A 17918-nucleotide genomic window follows, 5' to 3' on the forward strand; every position below is an offset into this window, starting at 1 on the left:
TCCTTGTCCGGCTGCTACTTTTTGGCACAAGCAGCCTGCATGGGGACCGGTGACGCAGCATAGGCGAAGAAAGAACAGAGACAGGCCACGTCATCCGGTGGGGGAGTGAAGTGGAGGCCTGGCTGGACGCGGCTGATAAGGCGCTGTTTCAGAGGCGCCGGGAGCCGGAGAGAACGATCTGTCTGAGACCGCCTCAGAACGCCCGAACCAGGCAGCGCATACACATGCCGGCTCCGCGCAGGGCGGTGCGGGCGGTGCGAGCCTGGGCGACGTTCATGTGCTTCTCCGTTGGGAAGTGGTTGGCGACGGTTGTCAACCGCCACGGACTGTACCGATGGTTTCTCGCCGCGGCAATTGCTGAACGGTGGCTGAGATCAGGCGACAGTACGGCGGGCACTCAGGAGGCGGGTGACTCCGTCGTCGGGTATCTGCGGCGTGGTACCGCCGAAGAGCGGGCACTGTTCCTGGAACGCGCACCAGTCGCACAGCCGGGAACGGCGTGGACGGAACTCCCCGGAGCGGGCGCAGTCTTCGACCTCGTCCCACAGGTGGGCCAGGCGGGTCTCGGTTCGCTCCAGCTCCGCCAAGCGAGGATCGTGGGTCAGAACGCGTCCATCCTTGAGGTAGACCAGCTGGAGCCGGGCCGGCGCCCGCCCGCGCAGGCGCCACAGGACCAGGGCGTAGAAACGCATCTGGAACAGCGCCTCCTCCATGAAGCGCGTGCCCGGGCTGCGACCGGTCTTGTAGTCGACCACGCGCATGGCGCCATCGGGGGCCACGTCCAGGCGGTCGACGAAGCCCCTCAGGAGCAGGCCATCACCGGTCTCGGTCTGGACGAAGAGCTCTCGCTCGGCGGGCTCCAGGCGCTGAGGGTTCTCCAAGGTGAAGTAGGTGCGGATGAGCCCACGAGCCTCATCCAACCAGCTCTCCACCCCGGCGGAGTCCTCGAACAACTCCATGACCTCCGGGTTCTTCTCCCGATGGGACTCCCACTGGCTGGGCAGTAGATCAAGAGCCGTCTCGGGGCGGCGATCGGAGGCCGGCAGGTCGTAGAGACGCTCCAGCACGCCGTGGACAACCGTCCCCTTGTGCGTGGCCAGGGAACCGGGCTCGGGGAGACGGTCGACTGTGCGCAGTCGGAACATGAGCGGGCACTGCATGAAGTCTTTCGCCCGGGAAGGGGACAGCGCCGCGCGGCGCCGCTCTATGGAACCGCGCCCCAGGCTGCCGACGGAACCCGGGCCGGTGGGCCTGACATGGGCCTGGGCGGGCGAGGTGGTGACGGTGTGCGGCTCGCTGGACATGGGGGTGACGCTACCGCGAGGAGGTGACAGGACGCCGGAGATGAAGGTGGCTGCTCCACAGCGCGCGCCGCGGTCGGTACGGGAATCGGCTGTGGCCTCCGAGCCGATGCGGCGAGCCGTCCCCGACGGCGTTAGGCTCGCGCCCATGCCTGCCTCCTCATCGACCGGCGAATGGGTGATCGCCCGTATCGGTGGCGCTCCCGTCGTCATCGCGCCGACCTCCCTCCTGCTCGGACTGCTCATTGCCGGAAGCTGGTACCCGTTGGTCTCCTCCGCCCTCGGGGTATTCGGAACCACGACCGTGCTGGCCGTCGTGGTCGCCACGGTCCTGGGTGTCGCCGGCTCGGTCCTCCTGCACGAGCTGGCCCACGGGCTGACCGGCACCCTCATGGGACGGCGCCCCACCCGCTACGAGCTCTACCTGTGGGGAGGCCGTACCTCGTTCGGGCCGGCACGCGAGTGGACCGCGTGGAAGGATCTGGCCACCTCCCTGTCCGGCCCTGCCACCAACCTGCTCATCTGGCTCATCGGGACGCTGGTGCAGGACTCCGCGCGCCTCTCGGTTCCCGTGGCCTTCACCGTGTGGGCAGTGACGCTGGTCAACCTGGCCCTGGCCATTTTCAACGCTCTGCCGGGGCTTCCCCTCGATGGCGGCTACGCCCTGGCCGCGCTCGTCGTCCAGATGACCGGTAATCGCCGGCTCGGCCTCAAAGCGGCCGGCTGGGGAGGACTCGTCGTGGTCGGCGCCGTCGTGTGGTGGTGGATTCTGCGCCCGCTTCTGTTGCAGGGCCGCCAGCCCGACGCCTTCAATCTCATCCTGGTCGTCATGGTGGGATGGTCGATCGTGGCCTCCAGCTGGCAGGTCCTCGAGCTCGGAGGAGGTGCCCGGGCCGCTTCTAAGCTGGACCTTCGCGAGCTGGCCCGGCCCGTGCGCGTCGTCGGACCCGATACGCCCCTGTCTCAGGTACGCAAGGCGCTCGCAGGCGGGACCGCCCTCGTCTTGGTGATAGACGGGACCGAGCTCGTGGGTGCGATCGACGCGGCCTGTCTCGACGAGGTCGGGCTGGGCGGCGCGGCAGATACGACGGATTCCCCTTCCGTCGCCGGCGTGACCGCGGGCCAGGTCTGCACGGTGCTGCCGGCAGCGGCGGTGACGACTGAGCTGACTGGCCAGGCGGCCGCCGACGCCATGAAACGAGCCCGAGAGGTGTCGCGCTGGCTGGTGCTGGTGGACTCAGGGACCCTGAGCGGAGCCGTTCCCACCGGCGCGCGCTGAGGGACACCGGCAACTGAAGCGACCAGCTGTCCGGTCAGCTCAGGAGGGGGGGAGCCCTGCTGCTCCAGGAGCCTCGCGTCATGTGACGGCCGCTTCGGTCAGGTGTAGCCTTCAAAGATGAAGGTTCCATTGCTTTCCCCGCCTAAGGCGAGTCACGGTGACCGCATTGCCATCGTGTCCCCGTCCTTTGCCGCGCCAGGGATTGCTCCCGCCATCCACGAACAGGCACTGGCCCGGCTGGAGTCCCTCACTGGCCTGGTTCCCGTGGAGCTACCGACAACCCGCCGGCTCGGCGCAACCGCGCGGGAGCGGGCCGCGGACATCATGGAGGCCTTCACCGACGAGACGATCAGGGCTATCCTTGCCACGATCGGAGGGGATGACCAGATCATCGTCATCCCTCATCTCGACGCCGAGACCATTGCGAACCACCCCAAACCCTTCATCGGATACTCGGACAACACCCACCTTCACCACTTCCTGACCGCCTGCGGCATGCGAAGCTTCTACGGCGGCTCCACGCAGGTCCACATCGGACCCGGTCCTCGAGTCGATCCCGAGCACGAGGCCTCCCTGCGGGCCGCACTCATCACCGGGGACCGGTTGGAGATCACCGACCCCGGCACATCGGAGGACTTCGGCCTGGACTGGCAGGACCCCACGGCGCTGACGAACTTTGGACGCCGTGAGCCCACCACCGGCTGGCGGTGGGCGGGCCCCGGCGTGAGCGTCACCGGCCCCACCTGGGGCGGATGCCTGGAGGTGCTCCACGACGTCCTGGCCGCAGGACGGAGTGATCTGGAGCCAGCCGACCTCGAGGGCGCGGTGCTTCTGATCGAGCTCTCCGAGGAAGTTATCCCCACCAGGTCGGCCTTCCGCATGCTGCGGGTCCTGGGGGAGTGCGGCATCCTCGCGGCCGCCGCGGCGGTTCTCTTCGCCCGGTCCCCGGTCGACGTACTCGGCTCACACGGGGAACAGCAGACGCGGGAGGCGATGCGTACCGAGCGCGACGACATGGTTATCGAAACCGTCACCGGCTACAACCCGCAGGCCGTCATCTGCTGCGGAATCCCCTTCGGACACACCCGCCCCCAGTGGATCCTGCCCTTCGGCGGCGAGGTCACCGTGGACGGAGCCGTTCGGAAGGTCTGGGCCGACTACACCTGACCGGCCTGCGTGAGTGGCTCATCTCCGTCAACTCACTAGACTCCCCGGTGATGAGCCAATACGAGCCCGCCCCAGAGCCTGATGTCCCCGCAGCCCAACTGCCCTCCCGACGCCCCGACCCCCAGGAGATCCTGGGGCAGGCAGGCCGTCGCGGGCCCTTCCGCTACGGCGAGCGCATCCAAGTCACCGACACCAAGGGCCGTAAGAACACCTTCCTGCTCGACCCCCACGGCTACTTCCAGTCCGTGCGCGGCTCTTTCCACCATCGAGACGTCGTCGGCATGGACGAGGGCAGTGTCATCGAGACCGACACGGGCCACGAGCTGCTTCTGCTGCGCCCGCTCCTGGCCGACTACGTGCTGTCCATGCCCCGTGGCGCACAGGTGGTCTACCCCAAGGACTCCGGACAGGTCATCGCTATGGGCGACATCTTCCCCGGCGCCCGTGTCCTGGAGGCCGGGGTTGGCTCGGGCGCGCTGACCATGAACCTGCTCTCTGCCATCGGGGAGAGCGGCCACCTGCTGTCCATCGAGCGCCGCGAGGATTTCGCCCAGATCGCCGCCTCCAACGTGGATGCCTGGTTCGGCCGCCACCACCCAGCCTGGGAGCTGCGCACCGGGGACTTCGCCGACGTCGTCGCCGCCCGGGTGGAATCGGGCAGCATCGACCGGGTGGTCCTAGACATGCTCGCCCCCTGGGAGAACGTCGAGGCCGCCTCCTCGGCCCTGGCCCCAGGCGGGCTCTTCCTGGCCTACGTCGCCACCGTCACCCAGCTCTCGCGTACCGTGGAGGCCCTGCGCCACAGCGGACTGTTCACCGAGCCCGAGTCTTGGGAGTCCATGGTCCGCACCTGGAACGTCGACGGGCTGGCCGTGCGCCCAGACCACCGCATGGTGGCGCACACCGGCTTCCTCCTGACCGCCCGGCGCCTGGCTGCCGGTTCCCGGCCCCTGACCCGCAAACGCCCGCCCGCCCGCGGCGCCTACGACGAGGGCGGCTACTGGCTGCCCGACGACGTCAAGGAACGCACCAGCACCGACAAGAAGGTCCGTCGCGTCCTGCGCGACTGCCGGGCCAAGCAGCCCGCCGACGCCACCGTCGTCCGCCGCGGGACCGCCGACTACTCCCAGGACGGCGATCATGCCTGATCCGTCTGCAACCGGCGCCGACACGGTGCAGCCGCTGGGCATGCCCGCCAAGGACTTCACCAGCCATCAGCTGCGCGAGGCCCGTGCCCAGGCCGTCAGCCTGGCCTCCAAGAACGAGCGCCTCGTCGCCGCCCTGGGCACCGCCCGCGAGCGCATCACCGAGCTGGGCCAGCAGCTCGACGCCGTCACCCGGCCCCCGGTGACCCTGGGCCTGCTCACTGGCCTTCCCAGTACAAGCAGTTCAAGGGGTTCCGGGGACTCCGGACAGGCAGGGGACGGGACCTCCCAGGAGCGCGAGGTCGCTGTGAGCCTCTCCGGCCGCCAGATGCTCCTGCACGTCCATCCCGGCGTGGACGATGCCGACCTCCAGGTCGGACGGCTCGTGGCCGTCAACGACCAGATGCTCGTCGTCGCCACCCTCCCCGAGCCCCAGACCGGTGAGGCCGTCACCCTCGAGGAAACTCTTGACAACGCCCGTGTCCTGGTGACCACCGGCGGGGGAGGCACAAGGGTCCTCACCCTGTCCTCCTCACTACGCCGCGTCGCCGGGACCGGAGAGGGGCTCAAGCCCGGTGACACCCTGGCCGCCGACCTGCGCGCCGATATCGCCACGGCCCTCATTGAGCGCACCAGCGTCGAGCAGCTCGTCGTTGCCGAGACCCCCGACGTCTCCTGGGCGGATATCGGGGGACTGGGGCCGCAGATCGAGCAGATCCGCGACGCTCTCGAGCTTCCCTTCACCCACCCGGACCTTTTCCAGGCCTACGGGCTGCGTGCCCCCAAGGGACTGCTGCTCTACGGTCCGCCGGGCTGCGGCAAGACCCTCATCGCCAAGGCCGTCGCCACTTCACTGGCCGGCTCCGGAAGTGGTTCCGCTACGAGGAGCCGCTCGGCCGCGTTCCTCAATATCAAGGGCCCTGAGCTGCTGAGCAAGTTCGTTGGCGAGACCGAGCGCCAGATCCGCGCCATCTTCGATCAGGCCCGCAAGGCCGCTGCCGAGGACCGACCGGTGGTCATCTTCTTCGATGAGATGGAGGCGCTCTTCCGCACCCGCGGCACCGGTGTGTCCTCCGACGTCGAGACCATGATCGTGCCGCAGGTCCTGGCGGAGATCGACGGTGTGGAGTCCCTGCGCAACGTCGTCATCATCGGCGCCTCCAACCGTGAGGACATGATCGACCCTGCCATCCTGCGTTCCGGGCGCCTGGATCTGAAGATCCGTATCAACCGGCCCGATGCGTCTGGGGCTGAGGAGATTCTCGCCCGTCATCTCACCGCCGACCTGCCTCTGGCTCCTGTTGAGCTCGCGGCTCATGGGGGAGACCGTGGGGCCACGGCCGCGTTTCTGCGCCGAGTCGTCGTCGAGGCGCTCTACGTCCGCAACGAGACCACCGCCGTTCTGGAGATTACCGAGGCGCGCGCGGCCGCGAACGCCACCGTCAGTCGCACTCTCCACCTGGCTGATCTGGTCAGCGGCGCCATGCTGGCCGCTATCGTCTCCCGCGCCAAGACCGCCTCCATCAAGGACGAGCTCGCCGGGGGAGAAGGGGGACTGAGCGCGGACAGGCTCCGCTCCGCCGTCGAGACCGAGGCCCGGCAGAACGAGGAGATCACCGGCGCCACCACACCCGAGGGGTGGGCTCGGCTCATCGGCGCCCGTGCCTCGGAGATCCGCAGCGTGCGCAGACTCGGGAAGGAGGAGAGCGCATGAACGACATCGGCTTTCAACCGGGGCCGGTGACGCGTCCCGTCGGCCTGGAGACCGAGTTCGGGGTGCTGCGTCCGGGCGATCCGTACGCCAATCCCGTCATCCTCTCCAGTCAGGTCGTGGAGGCCTACTGCGCTTGCGCCGACGTTCCCAGCGTGCGCTGGGACTATGAGGGCGAAGACCCCCTGGCCGACCTGCGCGGCGGTAGGCTTCAGCGCTCCGTCGCCCACCCCAGCCAGCTCACCGACGATCCCACGCGCCTGGCGCCGTCAGGGGGTGAAGCGGACCCGCCGCCCGCCCCTTGGGGCTCACGCGCCCGCCCCAGCGCCGCCGAGGCGGCACTTCCCCGTGCGACGACGGCGGTTCTCGTTAACGGTGCCAGGCTCTATGTGGACCACGCCCACCCCGAGTACTCTTCACCGGAGGTCCTTACCCCGCGCGACGCCCTGGTCTGGGACCGGGCCGGGGAGGTGGTTGCCCGGCGCGCTATGACGGCTCTGAGCGACGGTGGTGGCAGCGCCGGCGCACCAGAGGGGATCGTCCTGTACAAGAACAATGTCGACGGCAAGGGGGCGTCCTACGGATCTCACGAGAACTACCTCGTGCGGCGCGATGTGCCCTTCGAGGAGCTGGCCGCGGTCCTCACCCCCTTCCTGGTCACCCGCCCCGTCCTGGCCGGGGCCGGAAGAGTCGGCCTCGGACAGCACAGCCAGCGGCCCGGTTTCCAGATCAGTCAGCGAGCCGACTACGTCGAGTCTGAGATCGGCCTGCAGACCACTTTCAACCGCCCCATCATCAATACCCGCGACGAGCCCCACGCGGACGGTGCGCGCTGGCGCCGCCTGCACGTCATCAACGGCGACGCCAACCGCTTCGACGTCCCCATCTACCTCAAGGTCGCCACCACTGACCTGATCTTGTGGTTCCTGGAACAGGCGCACCACGACGGCACCGGCGCGCTCAGGGACGCCCTGACAGACCTCAACCGGGTGGTGATCACCGGCGACCCCGTCGAGGCTCACTGGGCCGTCTCGCACGATCCCACCCTCGCCTACGAGCTGCCCACACGGAACGGGCCCATGAGCGCTCTGGCCGTTCAACGCACCTACCTCGACGCCATAGCCCCGGCCGTGAGACGCAGTGCCGACCCCGAGGCGCAGCGCGCTCTGAGCCTGTGGCAACAGAGCCTCGGCGCCCTGGAGCAGTGGAGTCGCGATGGATCGGGGCCGGCGGCCCACCTGGTGGAGTGGGTCGCCAAGTACGAACTGTGCGAGGGGCTGCGTCACCGGTCGGGTACCGGATGGGATGATCCTCGCCTGGCTGCTCTCGACATCCAGTGGGCCGATCTGCGCCCGGGGCGCTCCGTCGTCGACAAGCTCGAGGCTGCCGGCCGGATCCACCGACTCGTCACCGAGTCCGAAGTCCAGCGCGCCGCTGATGCGCCTCCGGAGGGCACGCGCGCCGCCATCCGCGGAACTGCCATCAACCGTTACCCGCAGATCGTGGGCGCCTCCTGGACCTGCCTTGTTCTCGATGTCCCCGGCCACCCCGAGCTGCTGCGCCTGCGTCTGCCCGACGATGTCGCCGTCGGTGCGGATGAGACAGTGACTATCCTGGAGGAAATTGGTCGTCGGGCGGCACCTGAGAGAGACTGAACCCCACAGCGCCCACCGGCGACACGTTGTCCGAGAGGACGAGTGAAGGAGCACCACATGACGCCGCAATACGCCGATCAGTCCCACGGGCAGGTTCGTCGCGCCGGCGTCGAGTCCGCCGCTGAGGACACTGAGGAGCAGGCCGGTACCGGAGTCCCGATGGCGTCGGCCCGGAGCATCTCAGACGCCCAGACCGCAGACGTCGACAGCATCCTGGACGAGATCGACTCGGTCATCGAGACCAATGCCGCAGCCTTCGTCCAGGGCTTCGTCCAGAAGGGCGGCCAGTGAGCATGAGTGGCCTACGGCCCCCGGCACGCCGCATCATCGGAGTGGAGACCGAGTACGGCATCACCTGCGCCCCCACCGGAGACGGCCCGCCTCCCCTGGACGCCGACCACGCCGCCCGCGAGCTCTTCGACCCGGTGGTTCAGCGCTCACGCTCCTCGAACGTCTTCACCCGCGGCGGTGCTCGTCTCTACCTGGATGTGGGCTCCCACCCGGAGTTCGCCACCGCCGAGTGCGATCGTCTTGAGGACCTGCTCGCCCAGGACCGCGCCGGTGAGCTGGTCGTGGCCGACCTGGCCCAGCAGGCCAACGTCCGGCTCGCCGCCGCAGGTGTTCCCGGGCGAATCCACCTGCTGAAGAACAACCGCGACGCCCAGGGCAATGGCTTCGGCTGCCACGAGAACTACCTCGTGCGCCGTCGCGGCGACTTCTGGAACGATGCACGCACCCTCGTACCCCACCTGGTGACGCGGCAGATCCTCGTCGGCGCCGGCCACATTACGGGAGACGGCGGGCTCCAGCCCGCGGCCCGTTCCACGGGCCCCAGTCGCTCGGGGTATGTCTTCTCCCAACGGGCGGACCAGATGTGGGACGCCGTCTCCTCTGCGACGACCCGCGCCAGACCGCTGATCAATACTCGTGATGAGCCGCATGCCGACGCCGAGCGCTACCGGCGCATGCACGTCATCGTCGGGGATTCCAACATCGCCCAGGGATCCACTCTGCTCAAGGTGGCGGCCATGGACCTTCTCCTGGACTATTTGGAAAGCGGGGGAGACCTGAGCGACCTGGCTCTGGCCGACCCCATGAGGGCCATCCGGGACACCTGCAGTGACCTGAGTGCCGGAGTGCTCCTGGACCGCGTCGACGGCCGTACCATCACGCCGCTGGAGATGCAGGGCGAACACCTCGAACGGCTGCGCAACCACATCGCAGGCGGGATCGAGGTGACTGAGCTGCATGCCGCCGCACTGGACCTGTGGGAGCGGGGACTGGAGGCCGTCCGTCTCCAGGAGCCCCAGCGCGTGGCGACCGAGCTCGACTGGGCAGCCAAGCTCCAGCTGGTGACCCGTTACTGCCACAAGCACGACACCGACCTGACCGACCCGAGAGTGACCCGGCTGGCCCTGGCCTACCATGACGTCTCATCCGATCAGGGACTGCGCCAACGTCTGGAGAGCACTGGCATGCTGCGTCGCTTCGTCGGCGACGAGGCCTGTCGATGCGCGATGAACACCCCGCCCGCCACAACGCGTGCGCGCCTGCGCGGCGCGGTCGTCGCCAGGGCTGAAGACCTGCGCCGCGACCTGACTGTTGACTGGGTGGGCATTCGACTCGACGATGGCGCCTCGTCCACTGTTACCCTGAGTGATCCCTTCTGCGCTGCAGATGAGCACATTGACGCGCTGCTGGAGAGCATGGAGCACTCGGCAACCGAACTCCCCGCCGGGGTGTGAGCGGCAACGTTCACGGTATCGGTGAGGCGACCGACGGAAGACGCAATATGAGTACTACCTCCACACCAGATTCCGGCGCGGACGCGCCTCTGACCCGGCGTCAGCGCCGGGCGCTCGAGCGCGCTCAGGAGATGGCTCAGCAGGAGCGGCAGGACGCATACACCGAGGATTTGCCGGCGATCTCCCAACCACCGGAAGAGCCCCGATCCTCCAGCGCACCATCCGCCGGCGCACCGGCGCTGTCGACCGTCGAGTCAGAGGCTCGGCCCGAGACCCGGGGGCGTTCCGCCGTTCCCTCACAGGACAGCTCTCGGCCCTGGCGACCTGTTGAAGACAGACCGGCATCCATGAGGCCGACCGCCGATCGCCAAGGTGATGATCACCGCGCCGTCCTCCCGGGAGAGCTTCGAGACGACCAGGATGACGATCTGGAGCATCCGGGTGGAGGCCTGCTCGACGAGAGGAACGCTCCGGAGACGACGCCGCCGCGGCGTACCCTGCGCGGTCCGCTGGGCAGCATGCCCAGGGGGCCCCTGGCCGTCGCTCTGATCGGTATTGTCATCCTCGCGATGATCCTGGTACCTCTGGCCGTCGACAAGTTCGTCACCGGCAGGTACGGCCCGGATGCCAGCCCCGTTGCCCAACAGACCGTGCTGGACGGGAACGCCCCCTTGAATCAGCTGCTGACGATCAGCGGACGACTCGGCTCGGGTTCGGCCCCCTCCATCGCACTGGCCAACGAGGCCTCCCTGTCTGCTCCCAGCTCCGTCCTGACCGACGTCGTCGAGACTGGTCATGGGCGTGTGGTCTCGGAGGGCTCGCCGGTGATTCTTCAGGTCTCCCAGTTCTCCGGCCTCGATGGGCGCAATACGACCGGCAACGCCGACGGCTACAAGCTGTGGCGGAACATGCTGAGCCCCGCTGCGGGGGACTACATCAACGCAGCGGTTTCAGGCCAGCGCGAGGGGACTCGCGTCGTTCTTCGCGCTCCCTCCGAGGACTCGAGTACGGCTGAGATCACCATTGTCGACATCCTGCCCACCACAGCGACCGGGGAGACGAAGGAGCCCGCCCCCGGCACGCCCGCCGTTACAGAGGGGGCGGACGGCTCCATCACCGTCAGCAGTGCCGGCCTACCGGTGCCCACCCGCGCCGCCACAGCGATCCTCATCAAGGGCACCGGGCCTCAGATAGGTTCCCAGGACAAGGTTATCGTCCGCCGCACAATGGTCAGCTGGGCCACTGGCCAGGCCTTGGGGGAATCGACCTTCGGCTACCAGAATCTGCCCAAGCGCATCGATATGAGTGATGCATTGGTGGGCGTCTCCCAGAACCTGGTCGACATCACGGTCGGCTCGCGAGTGGTGCTCTCCCTGCCGGCGGAGCAGGCGAAGGGGACTGAACCCGTCGTCGTGGTCATTGACGTCCTAGCCATTGACAATGACTCCGAATCATCTGCGGGATAATCGAGTGGTGCGCAAACCGTCGCCCCAGTCCTCAGCATCTCCTCGCCCCACCACCCAGGATCATTCATGAGCGTTGCCATCCGTATTATTCCCTGTCTGGACGTCAAGGACGGTCGCGTCGTCAAAGGCGTGAACTTCCAAGGCCTCAAGGATGCCGGAGATCCGGTGGAGCTGGCCGCGCGCTACGACGCCCAGGGGGCCGACGAAATCACCTTCCTGGACGTGTCGGCATCGCATGAAGGACGCTCCACCATGCTGGACGTGGTGTCCCGCACCGCGGAGCAGGTGTTCGTCCCGCTGACCGTCGGTGGGGGAGTGCGTTCTGTCGGAGACGTGGACCAGCTTCTGCGTGCGGGCGCGGACAAGGTCGGCATCAACACCGCCGCCATCACCCGTCCCGAGCTGCTGGCGGAGGTGGCGCAGCGCTTCGGCAATCAGGTGGTCGTCCTATCGGTGGATGCGCGGCGGTGCCCGCCCGGTGTCACAACCGCCTCGGGTTATGAGGTCACCACCCACGGAGGACGCACCTCAACCGGTATCGACGCCGTGGACTGGGCGGTCCGGGGAGCGCAGCTCGGGGCCGGAGAGATCCTTCTGAACTCCATGGACGCCGACGGCGTCACGGGGGGCTTCGACACCGAGATGATCGACGCCGTCCGCGAGCAGGTCCGAGTCCCGCTCATCGCCTCCGGTGGCGCCGGGCGCCCCGAGGACTTCGCGATCGCGGCCGGCCACGGCGCCGACGCCGTTCTGGCCGCCTCGGTCTTCCATTACGGAACGATGACCATCGCTGAGGCGAAAGAAGCCCTACGAAACGCAGGCCACCCGGTGCGTTGATTGCATGGAGGACGAGAAGAAGAGCCTTCCTAGCAGAACGATGAACCTGGATATACGTTCAACACCTATCTCCATTGTTCATCAATCACTACCAGTATGGAGAATAGTCATGAGCTACATGGGCGCCTACCCCAGCGGCCCGTACAACCAGCAATCCGGTGGCTACGGCCCCGGAGGTGGGTTCGGCCACCGGCCCAACGAGAAGAATGCGTTTGGCGGCTGGGCTCTTGGCCTGGGTATGGCCAGCGTCTTCTGCGGTATTGGCCTTCTCGCTGCTATCCCCGCGATCATTTTGGGGTTCCTCGGGGTGCTGGCGGCGAACGAGGGGCGTGCTACCAACAAGGGAATGTCCATTATCGGCATCGTCATGGGTGTGATCGCGATTATGCTGACAATCATCGTCTTCTCCTCCGGTTTTTACCAGGACATTGAGGATATATTCGAGTCCTACTGGACATAGTGAGTTGTTCCATACGCCTTGCCGTATGAGCTTCGGGCCGGTCCTATGCAGTGGGATGCTGTTCGGATGAGGTCGATGGGGTGTGGTCCCCATGGGGATGGGATGCCCTCCTTGCGACTTGATGCGCTCGGTCATGTAGTCTGCTTGGTGTACTTCGCTCTTTGGGAGGAATAATGAGCGACATGATCCCTTATCAAGCGGATCCTTATCGGCAGGGAAGTGCTGGCGGCCAGGATTATCTGTCTGCTCAAGGGTATCCTTTCCCTGATGGAACAGGCTTGCCTGGTGGCCAGGCCGGATATTACAGCGCCGATTACTTGAGTGGTTGGTCCGACCCGTACCTGGCGTCACCCGGGAGTCAGGGTATTCCCTACCCGGGGGCGGCTCCGCAGATGTACGGTCAGCCCTACAGTCAGCAGCACCCCTATCCGCAGGCTCCTTATGGGCCTTACACGCCCTATGGTCAGGGCTCGTACTGGGGTGGGGCCTACAATCCGCGCCGCTATGAGGCCAATGCGCTGGGCGGGTGGGCGCTCGGGCTCGGTATTGCCAGTGTATTTCTGTTCTGCTATTTTGGTGCGCTACTTGGAGTCCCTGCGATCATCGTAGGTTTTAAGGGGATGCGTGCTGCCGATGAAGGGCGTTCCACTAATAAAGGGATGTCAATAGCCGGGATGATTCTGGGAAGCATAGGGACGGCGATCAGTGTCATCTACATAACAAGTTTCCTCATTTTGTACCTCAGTACAGTGTAGATCTGGAGGCTGGTCGACAGGACATGGCTAAGAGCATCTATCGGGGCGGTACACGTGCTGCTCTGGGCAGTCGGGTCGGGCTGGGGCTTCTCATGGCCCTCTCCTCGGTGCCGGGCGGCCTCATCTTCCTGCGGGCGTTGACGCTGCCTCGCGGTTCCTCGGGGTTTCCGGACCTCTGCCCCCTCCATCGGCTCACCGGGTTGTGGTGCCCTTTGTGCGGTGGTACGAGGGCGACTCGGGAGCTCATCCGGGGCGACTTGTGGGGAGCACTGGGCTACAACCCCTTCGCCCTCGTCGTGGAGATGGTGGTGGTCCTCCTGGTGGTGCGCTGGCTGCTCGCCTCGTCTCGAGGCTGGCGCCGGCAGTTCATCACGGGCAGAGAAGGCATCCTTCTTGGCGCGGTCTGTGCCGCCTTCGCCGTAGTGCGCAATCTGCCCGGAATGTGGGTCTACCTCGGGCCGCTGCTCGGACCTCCGGGGTGATGGGGGCCTGATGTGCATAATGCAGTCGTGACTCTCGATTCAGGCATCTCCGCACGTCTCAAGCGCAACGCCGATGGTCTGGTGTGCGCCGTCGTCCAGCAGTACGACTCGCGTGAGGTTCTCATGGTGGGCTGGATGGACGACGAGGCGCTCCGACGTACCTTGACCGAGGGGCGCGTGACCTTCTGGTCGCGATCTCGGCGTGAGTATTGGCGCAAGGGAGACACCTCCGGGCACGCGCAGTACGTCAGGGCCGTCCACTTGGACTGCGACGGAGACGCCCTTCTGGTGGAGGTTGATCAGGTCGGAGCCGCCTGCCACACCGGCGAGCGCAGCTGCTTCCTGGCCGGGGGCGACCTGGGGGCACGGCCAGGTAAGCGGCCCGACTGAACTCTCCGCGGTGAACGCCGCTCAACGATTTGCAACAGACGGCCTCAGGCCGTCACGATGGATACGGACAGGCGCCCTCCAGGAGCGCCCGCGGGTGAGATCGAGGAGGTGCGTGATGACCTCGTTCGAGGCGATGGCGGCCGACGCCAGGGCGGCTGCCGACCGCCGGGCTTCGCGCGTCCCATTGGCTCGCCTGCGAGAGTCCTCGCGCCTGGTCCCCGGAGCCATCAGCGCCCTGCCAAGCCTGCGTACCGACGACCGGGCGGTTACGGTCATCGCGGAGGTCAAGCGATCCACCGCCACTTTCGCGGACCTCAGCGGCGTCGGCGATCCCGGAATGCTGGCCTGCTTCTACGCCGCAGGTGGCGCCGCCAGCGTCTCGGTGGTGACCGGCCCGAGCAGCACCCGCGGTTCCCTGAAGGATCTGGATGCCGTCAGGGCCGCCGTGGATCTGCCCGTCCTCGCCAACGACCTCGTGGTCACCCCCTACCAGGTGCACGAGGCCCGGGCTCACGGCGCCGACCTGCTCATGCTCGATGCCCGCCTTGAGACCCTAGTGCTCGAAGGTCTCATTGAAAGGGTCCACTCCCTGGGGATGAGCGCCGTTGTGAAGGCCCGCACTCGACGCGATGCCCTGATCGCAGTCGAGGCCGGCGCCCGCATCGTCGCTATCGACACACGGGACCCCGATACCCTGGCCGTCGACTGCGGCCTGTTCGATCAAGTCACCGACGTCCTGCCGGCTCAGGTCGTCCGTATCGCCGCCGGGGGAGTGCGGGGTCCCCATGACGTCATGAGTTTCGCCCGTTGCGGAGCCGATGTCGTCCTCGTCGGCGAGGCCATCATCCGTTCCACCGATCCTCAGCAGTTCGTTGCTGAGCTGGTTGCCGCCGGTGCCCACCCGGCACTGATTCCCTCCGCCCACCGAGAGGTCCTCTGAGTGCCCGTTACTACGCTTTCCACCATGGTATCCGCGATGTCAGAGACGTCTGCCGGTCTGCCGAGCCCTTCGTCAGGTGTCTGGCACATCGGTCCCATCCCGATCCGGGCCTACGCGCTGTGCATTCTCACCGGCGTTTTCGTGGCCGTGTGGTGGTCCGACCGGCGATACCGGGCCAGAGGGGGCCGGCCGGAGATCGTCCTCGACATCGCTATCGTGGCGGTTCCGTCCGGAATCGTGGGTGCCCGGCTCTACCACGTCCTGTCCTCGCCCGACGACTACTTCGGTCCGAACGGGGACCTGTCCCGCATCCCGCAGACCTGGTTGGGGGGATTGGGGATCTGGGGCGGCGTCGCGGGCGGTGTTCTGGCCAGCGTGCTTGTCATGCGCCATCGCGGTCTGCGCGTCGCTCCACTGGCCGACGCCGTGGCCCCGGCGCTGCTGGTGGCCCAGGCGATCGGCCGGCTGGGCAACTGGTTTAACCAGGAGCTCTACGGCGCCCCGACGACCCTTCCCTGGGGACTGCGGATCGACGACGCTCACCTGCCGCCCGGATCCAGCTATCCGCCCGGAACCCTGTTCCACCCGACCTTCCTCTATGAGGCCCTGTGGAACCTTGCCGGGGCGGCCCTTCTGGTGTGGATCGGAAGAAGGATGCTGGCCCGCCACGATGCCACCGGAGGCAGGCTCATGTGGGTCTACCTCATGATCTACACGGCCGGTCGGGGGTGGATCGAGATGCTGCGCATCGACGAAGCCGAGACGATTCTCGGCCTGCGGCTGAATGTGTGGACCTCCGTCGTCGTCTTCCTCGTCGGCGCCGTCGGACTGGCCATCACCTCGCGGCGCCCTCTCAGCGATGCCATCGAGAGACCGGGGGGAGGGCCGGAGGAGGACTCCTCGGGAGAGGACTCGTCGTCCGAAGAGGCCTCGGCTGATCAGCCCTCCGAAGAGGCCTCGCCGCCCGGGACTGACGCTGAGACGACGGCCTCCCACGCAGGTGCCTGAGCCCGCCGTTCAGGTGCTCGGCGCCCGCTGAACCCGAGGTCGATGCGGGTGAGGATCGTCGCAACCTGACAAGCGCCGGGATTCCTCCTCGTGCGCGAGGCCCAGTGTCCCGTATCCTAAGCCCATGCGTAGAGCCAAGATCGTATGTACCCTCGGACCCGCCACCGATTCTCCCGAGCAGGTGCAAGCGCTCGTGGACGCCGGCATGAACGTCGCGCGCATCAACCGCTCCCACGGCCGCGCCGAGGACCAGGAGGAGGTCATCGCCCGAATTCGTGAGGCCGCAGCCGCCTCCGGCCGAGCCGTCGCCATCCTGGTCGACCTCCAGGGCCCCAAGATCCGCCTGGGCCGTTTCGTCGACGACCAGAAGGTGATGCTCAACAAGGGCGACGAGTTCACGATCACTATCGACGACGTACTCGGTACCGTCAAGCGCGCCTCCACCACCTTCAAAGGACTGCCCGGCGACTGCCGCCCCGGCGATCGGCTCCTCATCGACGACGGTAACGTCGCCGTGCGCGTCATGGCCGTTACGGACACCGACGTCGTCACCAAGGTCGAGGTTCCCGGATACGTCTCCAATAACAAGGGCATCAACTTGCCCGGCGTCGCCGTCTCCGTTCCAGCCCTCAGCGAGAAGGACCGTGAGGACCTGCGCTGGGCACTCAAGATCGGGGCGGATCTCATCGCCCTGTCCTTCGTGCGCGACGCCGACGACATCAAGGACGTCCACGAGATCATGGACGAGGTGGGCGTACGCATCCCGGTGATCGCCAAGATCGAGAAGCCTCAGGCGGTGGAGAACCTCTTCGACATCGTCTCCACCTTCGACGGCATCATGGTGGCCCGCGGTGACCTCGGTGTGGAGATGCCGCTCGAGGCCGTCCCCCTGGTGCAGAAGCGCGCCATCGAGCTGGCCCGGCGTCAAGCCAAGCCGGTCATCGTGGCCACCCAGGTGCTGGAGTCCATGATCCAGAACCCACGCCCCACCCGCGCTGAGGCGTCGGACTGCGCCAACGCGATTCTCGACGGCGCCGATGCCGTCATGCTCTCCGGAGAGACCTCCGTGGGCGCCTACCCCATCGAGGCCGTGCGTACCATGGCCAGCATCATCGAGAACGTCGAAGAGCACGGTGGCGAGCGTATTCCCGGCCTGGGTTCCTACCCGCAGACGCGCGGTGGGGCACTGACCCGTGCTGCTGCCGAGATGGGGGAGCATCTGGACGTTACTTACCTGGTGACCTTCACCCAGTCCGGTGACACGGCCAGGCGACTGTCGCGCCTGCGCTCGCCCCTGCCCCTGCTGGCCTTCACGCCGCTGCATGAGACGCGCAATCAGCTCGCAGTCTCCTGGGGCGTGCAGTGCTACGAGGTCCCCGAGGTTCAGCACACCGATGAGATGGTGGCGCAGGTCGACGAGATCCTCCAGGACAAGCATCTGGCGCAGCCGGGCGACACCGTCGTCATCGTGGCCGGTATGCCTCCGGGCACCCCGGGCTCCACCAACTCGATCCGTGTTCACACGGTCGGCGAAACGGTCGACTACAAGGCCTGAGCGCCGGCCCCGATCTGTCGAG

Annotated in this window: 18 protein-coding genes; 16 read left to right on the plus strand and 2 right to left on the minus strand. The window is 67.1% G+C overall.

The window, feature by feature from the left end:
• Positions 1-193 precede the first annotated feature (193 nt).
• Both FK256_RS14730 and FK256_RS06155 read right to left on the minus strand, forming a co-directional pair.
• On the minus strand, positions 194-316 hold the full coding sequence (locus FK256_RS14730; RefSeq protein WP_021606165.1) for a hypothetical protein: 123 nt from the start codon (positions 314-316) through the stop codon (positions 194-196).
• 58 nt (positions 317-374) lie between these two features.
• On the minus strand, positions 375-1451 hold the full coding sequence (locus FK256_RS06155; protein ID WP_211343534.1) for a RecB family exonuclease: 1077 nt from the start codon (positions 1449-1451) through the stop codon (positions 375-377).
• Between FK256_RS06155 and FK256_RS06160 the strand changes: the two genes are divergently transcribed.
• The 16 genes from FK256_RS06160 to pyk all read left to right on the plus strand — a co-directional run bounded on the left by FK256_RS06160 (position 1450) and on the right by pyk (position 17896).
• Complete coding sequence (locus FK256_RS06160; RefSeq protein ID WP_034473240.1) at positions 1450-2580, plus strand: zinc metalloprotease; 1131 nt, start codon at positions 1450-1452, stop codon at positions 2578-2580. The two genes, FK256_RS06155 and FK256_RS06160, sit on opposite strands and share 2 nt — an antisense overlap.
• Before the next feature lie 174 nt (positions 2581-2754).
• A complete protein-coding gene (locus tag FK256_RS06165; protein WP_244936198.1) occupies positions 2755-3747 on the plus strand; it encodes a S66 family peptidase in 993 nt (330 codons plus the stop codon).
• Positions 3748-3797: 50 nt separating this feature from the next.
• On the plus strand, positions 3798-4895 hold the full coding sequence (locus tag FK256_RS06170) for a tRNA (adenine-N1)-methyltransferase (RefSeq protein ID WP_141424098.1): 1098 nt from the start codon (positions 3798-3800) through the stop codon (positions 4893-4895).
• The gene (gene arc / locus FK256_RS06175) at positions 4888-6606 is read left to right on the plus strand and encodes a proteasome ATPase (RefSeq protein ID WP_141424100.1); all 1719 of its coding nucleotides are present in this window, start codon (positions 4888-4890) and stop codon (positions 6604-6606) included. Before FK256_RS06170 ends, arc begins: the two co-directional genes overlap by 8 nt.
• Positions 6603-8258, plus strand: a complete 1656-nt coding sequence (locus tag FK256_RS06180) for a proteasome accessory factor PafA2 family protein (RefSeq protein ID WP_141424101.1) — start codon at positions 6603-6605, stop codon at positions 8256-8258. Before arc ends, FK256_RS06180 begins: the two co-directional genes overlap by 4 nt.
• Positions 8259-8315: 57 nt before the next feature.
• The gene (locus tag FK256_RS06185) at positions 8316-8549 is read left to right on the plus strand and encodes a ubiquitin-like protein Pup (protein WP_039893754.1); all 234 of its coding nucleotides are present in this window, start codon (positions 8316-8318) and stop codon (positions 8547-8549) included.
• A 2-nt stretch (positions 8550-8551) separates the two neighbouring features.
• Complete coding sequence (gene pafA, locus FK256_RS06190) at positions 8552-10003, plus strand: Pup--protein ligase (RefSeq protein ID WP_141424103.1); 1452 nt, start codon at positions 8552-8554, stop codon at positions 10001-10003.
• Positions 10004-10050: 47 nt separating this feature from the next.
• Complete coding sequence (locus tag FK256_RS06195) at positions 10051-11469, plus strand: FKBP-type peptidyl-prolyl cis-trans isomerase (protein ID WP_244936200.1); 1419 nt, start codon at positions 10051-10053, stop codon at positions 11467-11469.
• Between the two features lie 66 nt (positions 11470-11535).
• Positions 11536-12306, plus strand: a complete 771-nt coding sequence (gene hisF / locus FK256_RS06200; protein WP_009232868.1) for an imidazole glycerol phosphate synthase subunit HisF — start codon at positions 11536-11538, stop codon at positions 12304-12306.
• Positions 12307-12415: 109 nt separating this feature from the next.
• A complete protein-coding gene (locus FK256_RS06205) occupies positions 12416-12766 on the plus strand; it encodes a DUF4190 domain-containing protein (protein WP_141424104.1) in 351 nt (116 codons plus the stop codon).
• Positions 12767-12939: 173 nt separating this feature from the next.
• A complete protein-coding gene (locus FK256_RS14570; RefSeq protein ID WP_244936202.1) occupies positions 12940-13521 on the plus strand; it encodes a DUF4190 domain-containing protein in 582 nt (193 codons plus the stop codon).
• A gap of 92 nt (positions 13522-13613) precedes the next feature.
• Positions 13614-14003 (plus strand): DUF2752 domain-containing protein, encoded by a 390-nt coding sequence (locus FK256_RS06215; RefSeq protein ID WP_141424149.1) that lies wholly within the window; start codon positions 13614-13616, stop codon positions 14001-14003.
• A 27-nt stretch (positions 14004-14030) separates the two neighbouring features.
• The gene (gene hisI / locus FK256_RS06220) at positions 14031-14393 is read left to right on the plus strand and encodes a phosphoribosyl-AMP cyclohydrolase (protein WP_021606178.1); all 363 of its coding nucleotides are present in this window, start codon (positions 14031-14033) and stop codon (positions 14391-14393) included.
• A 115-nt stretch (positions 14394-14508) separates the two neighbouring features.
• Entirely contained in the window at positions 14509-15333 is an 825-nt protein-coding gene (locus FK256_RS06225; protein WP_141424106.1) for an indole-3-glycerol phosphate synthase TrpC, read from the plus strand.
• A 36-nt stretch (positions 15334-15369) separates the two neighbouring features.
• Entirely contained in the window at positions 15370-16341 is a 972-nt protein-coding gene (lgt, locus tag FK256_RS06230) for a prolipoprotein diacylglyceryl transferase (RefSeq protein ID WP_244936204.1), read from the plus strand.
• 124 nt (positions 16342-16465) lie between these two features.
• On the plus strand, positions 16466-17896 hold the full coding sequence (gene pyk, locus FK256_RS06235; protein WP_021606181.1) for a pyruvate kinase: 1431 nt from the start codon (positions 16466-16468) through the stop codon (positions 17894-17896).
• Positions 17897-17918: the final 22 nt, after the last annotated feature.

This window comes from Actinomyces johnsonii, assembly GCF_006546835.1.
Classification (GTDB): domain Bacteria; phylum Actinomycetota; class Actinomycetes; order Actinomycetales; family Actinomycetaceae; genus Actinomyces; species Actinomyces johnsonii.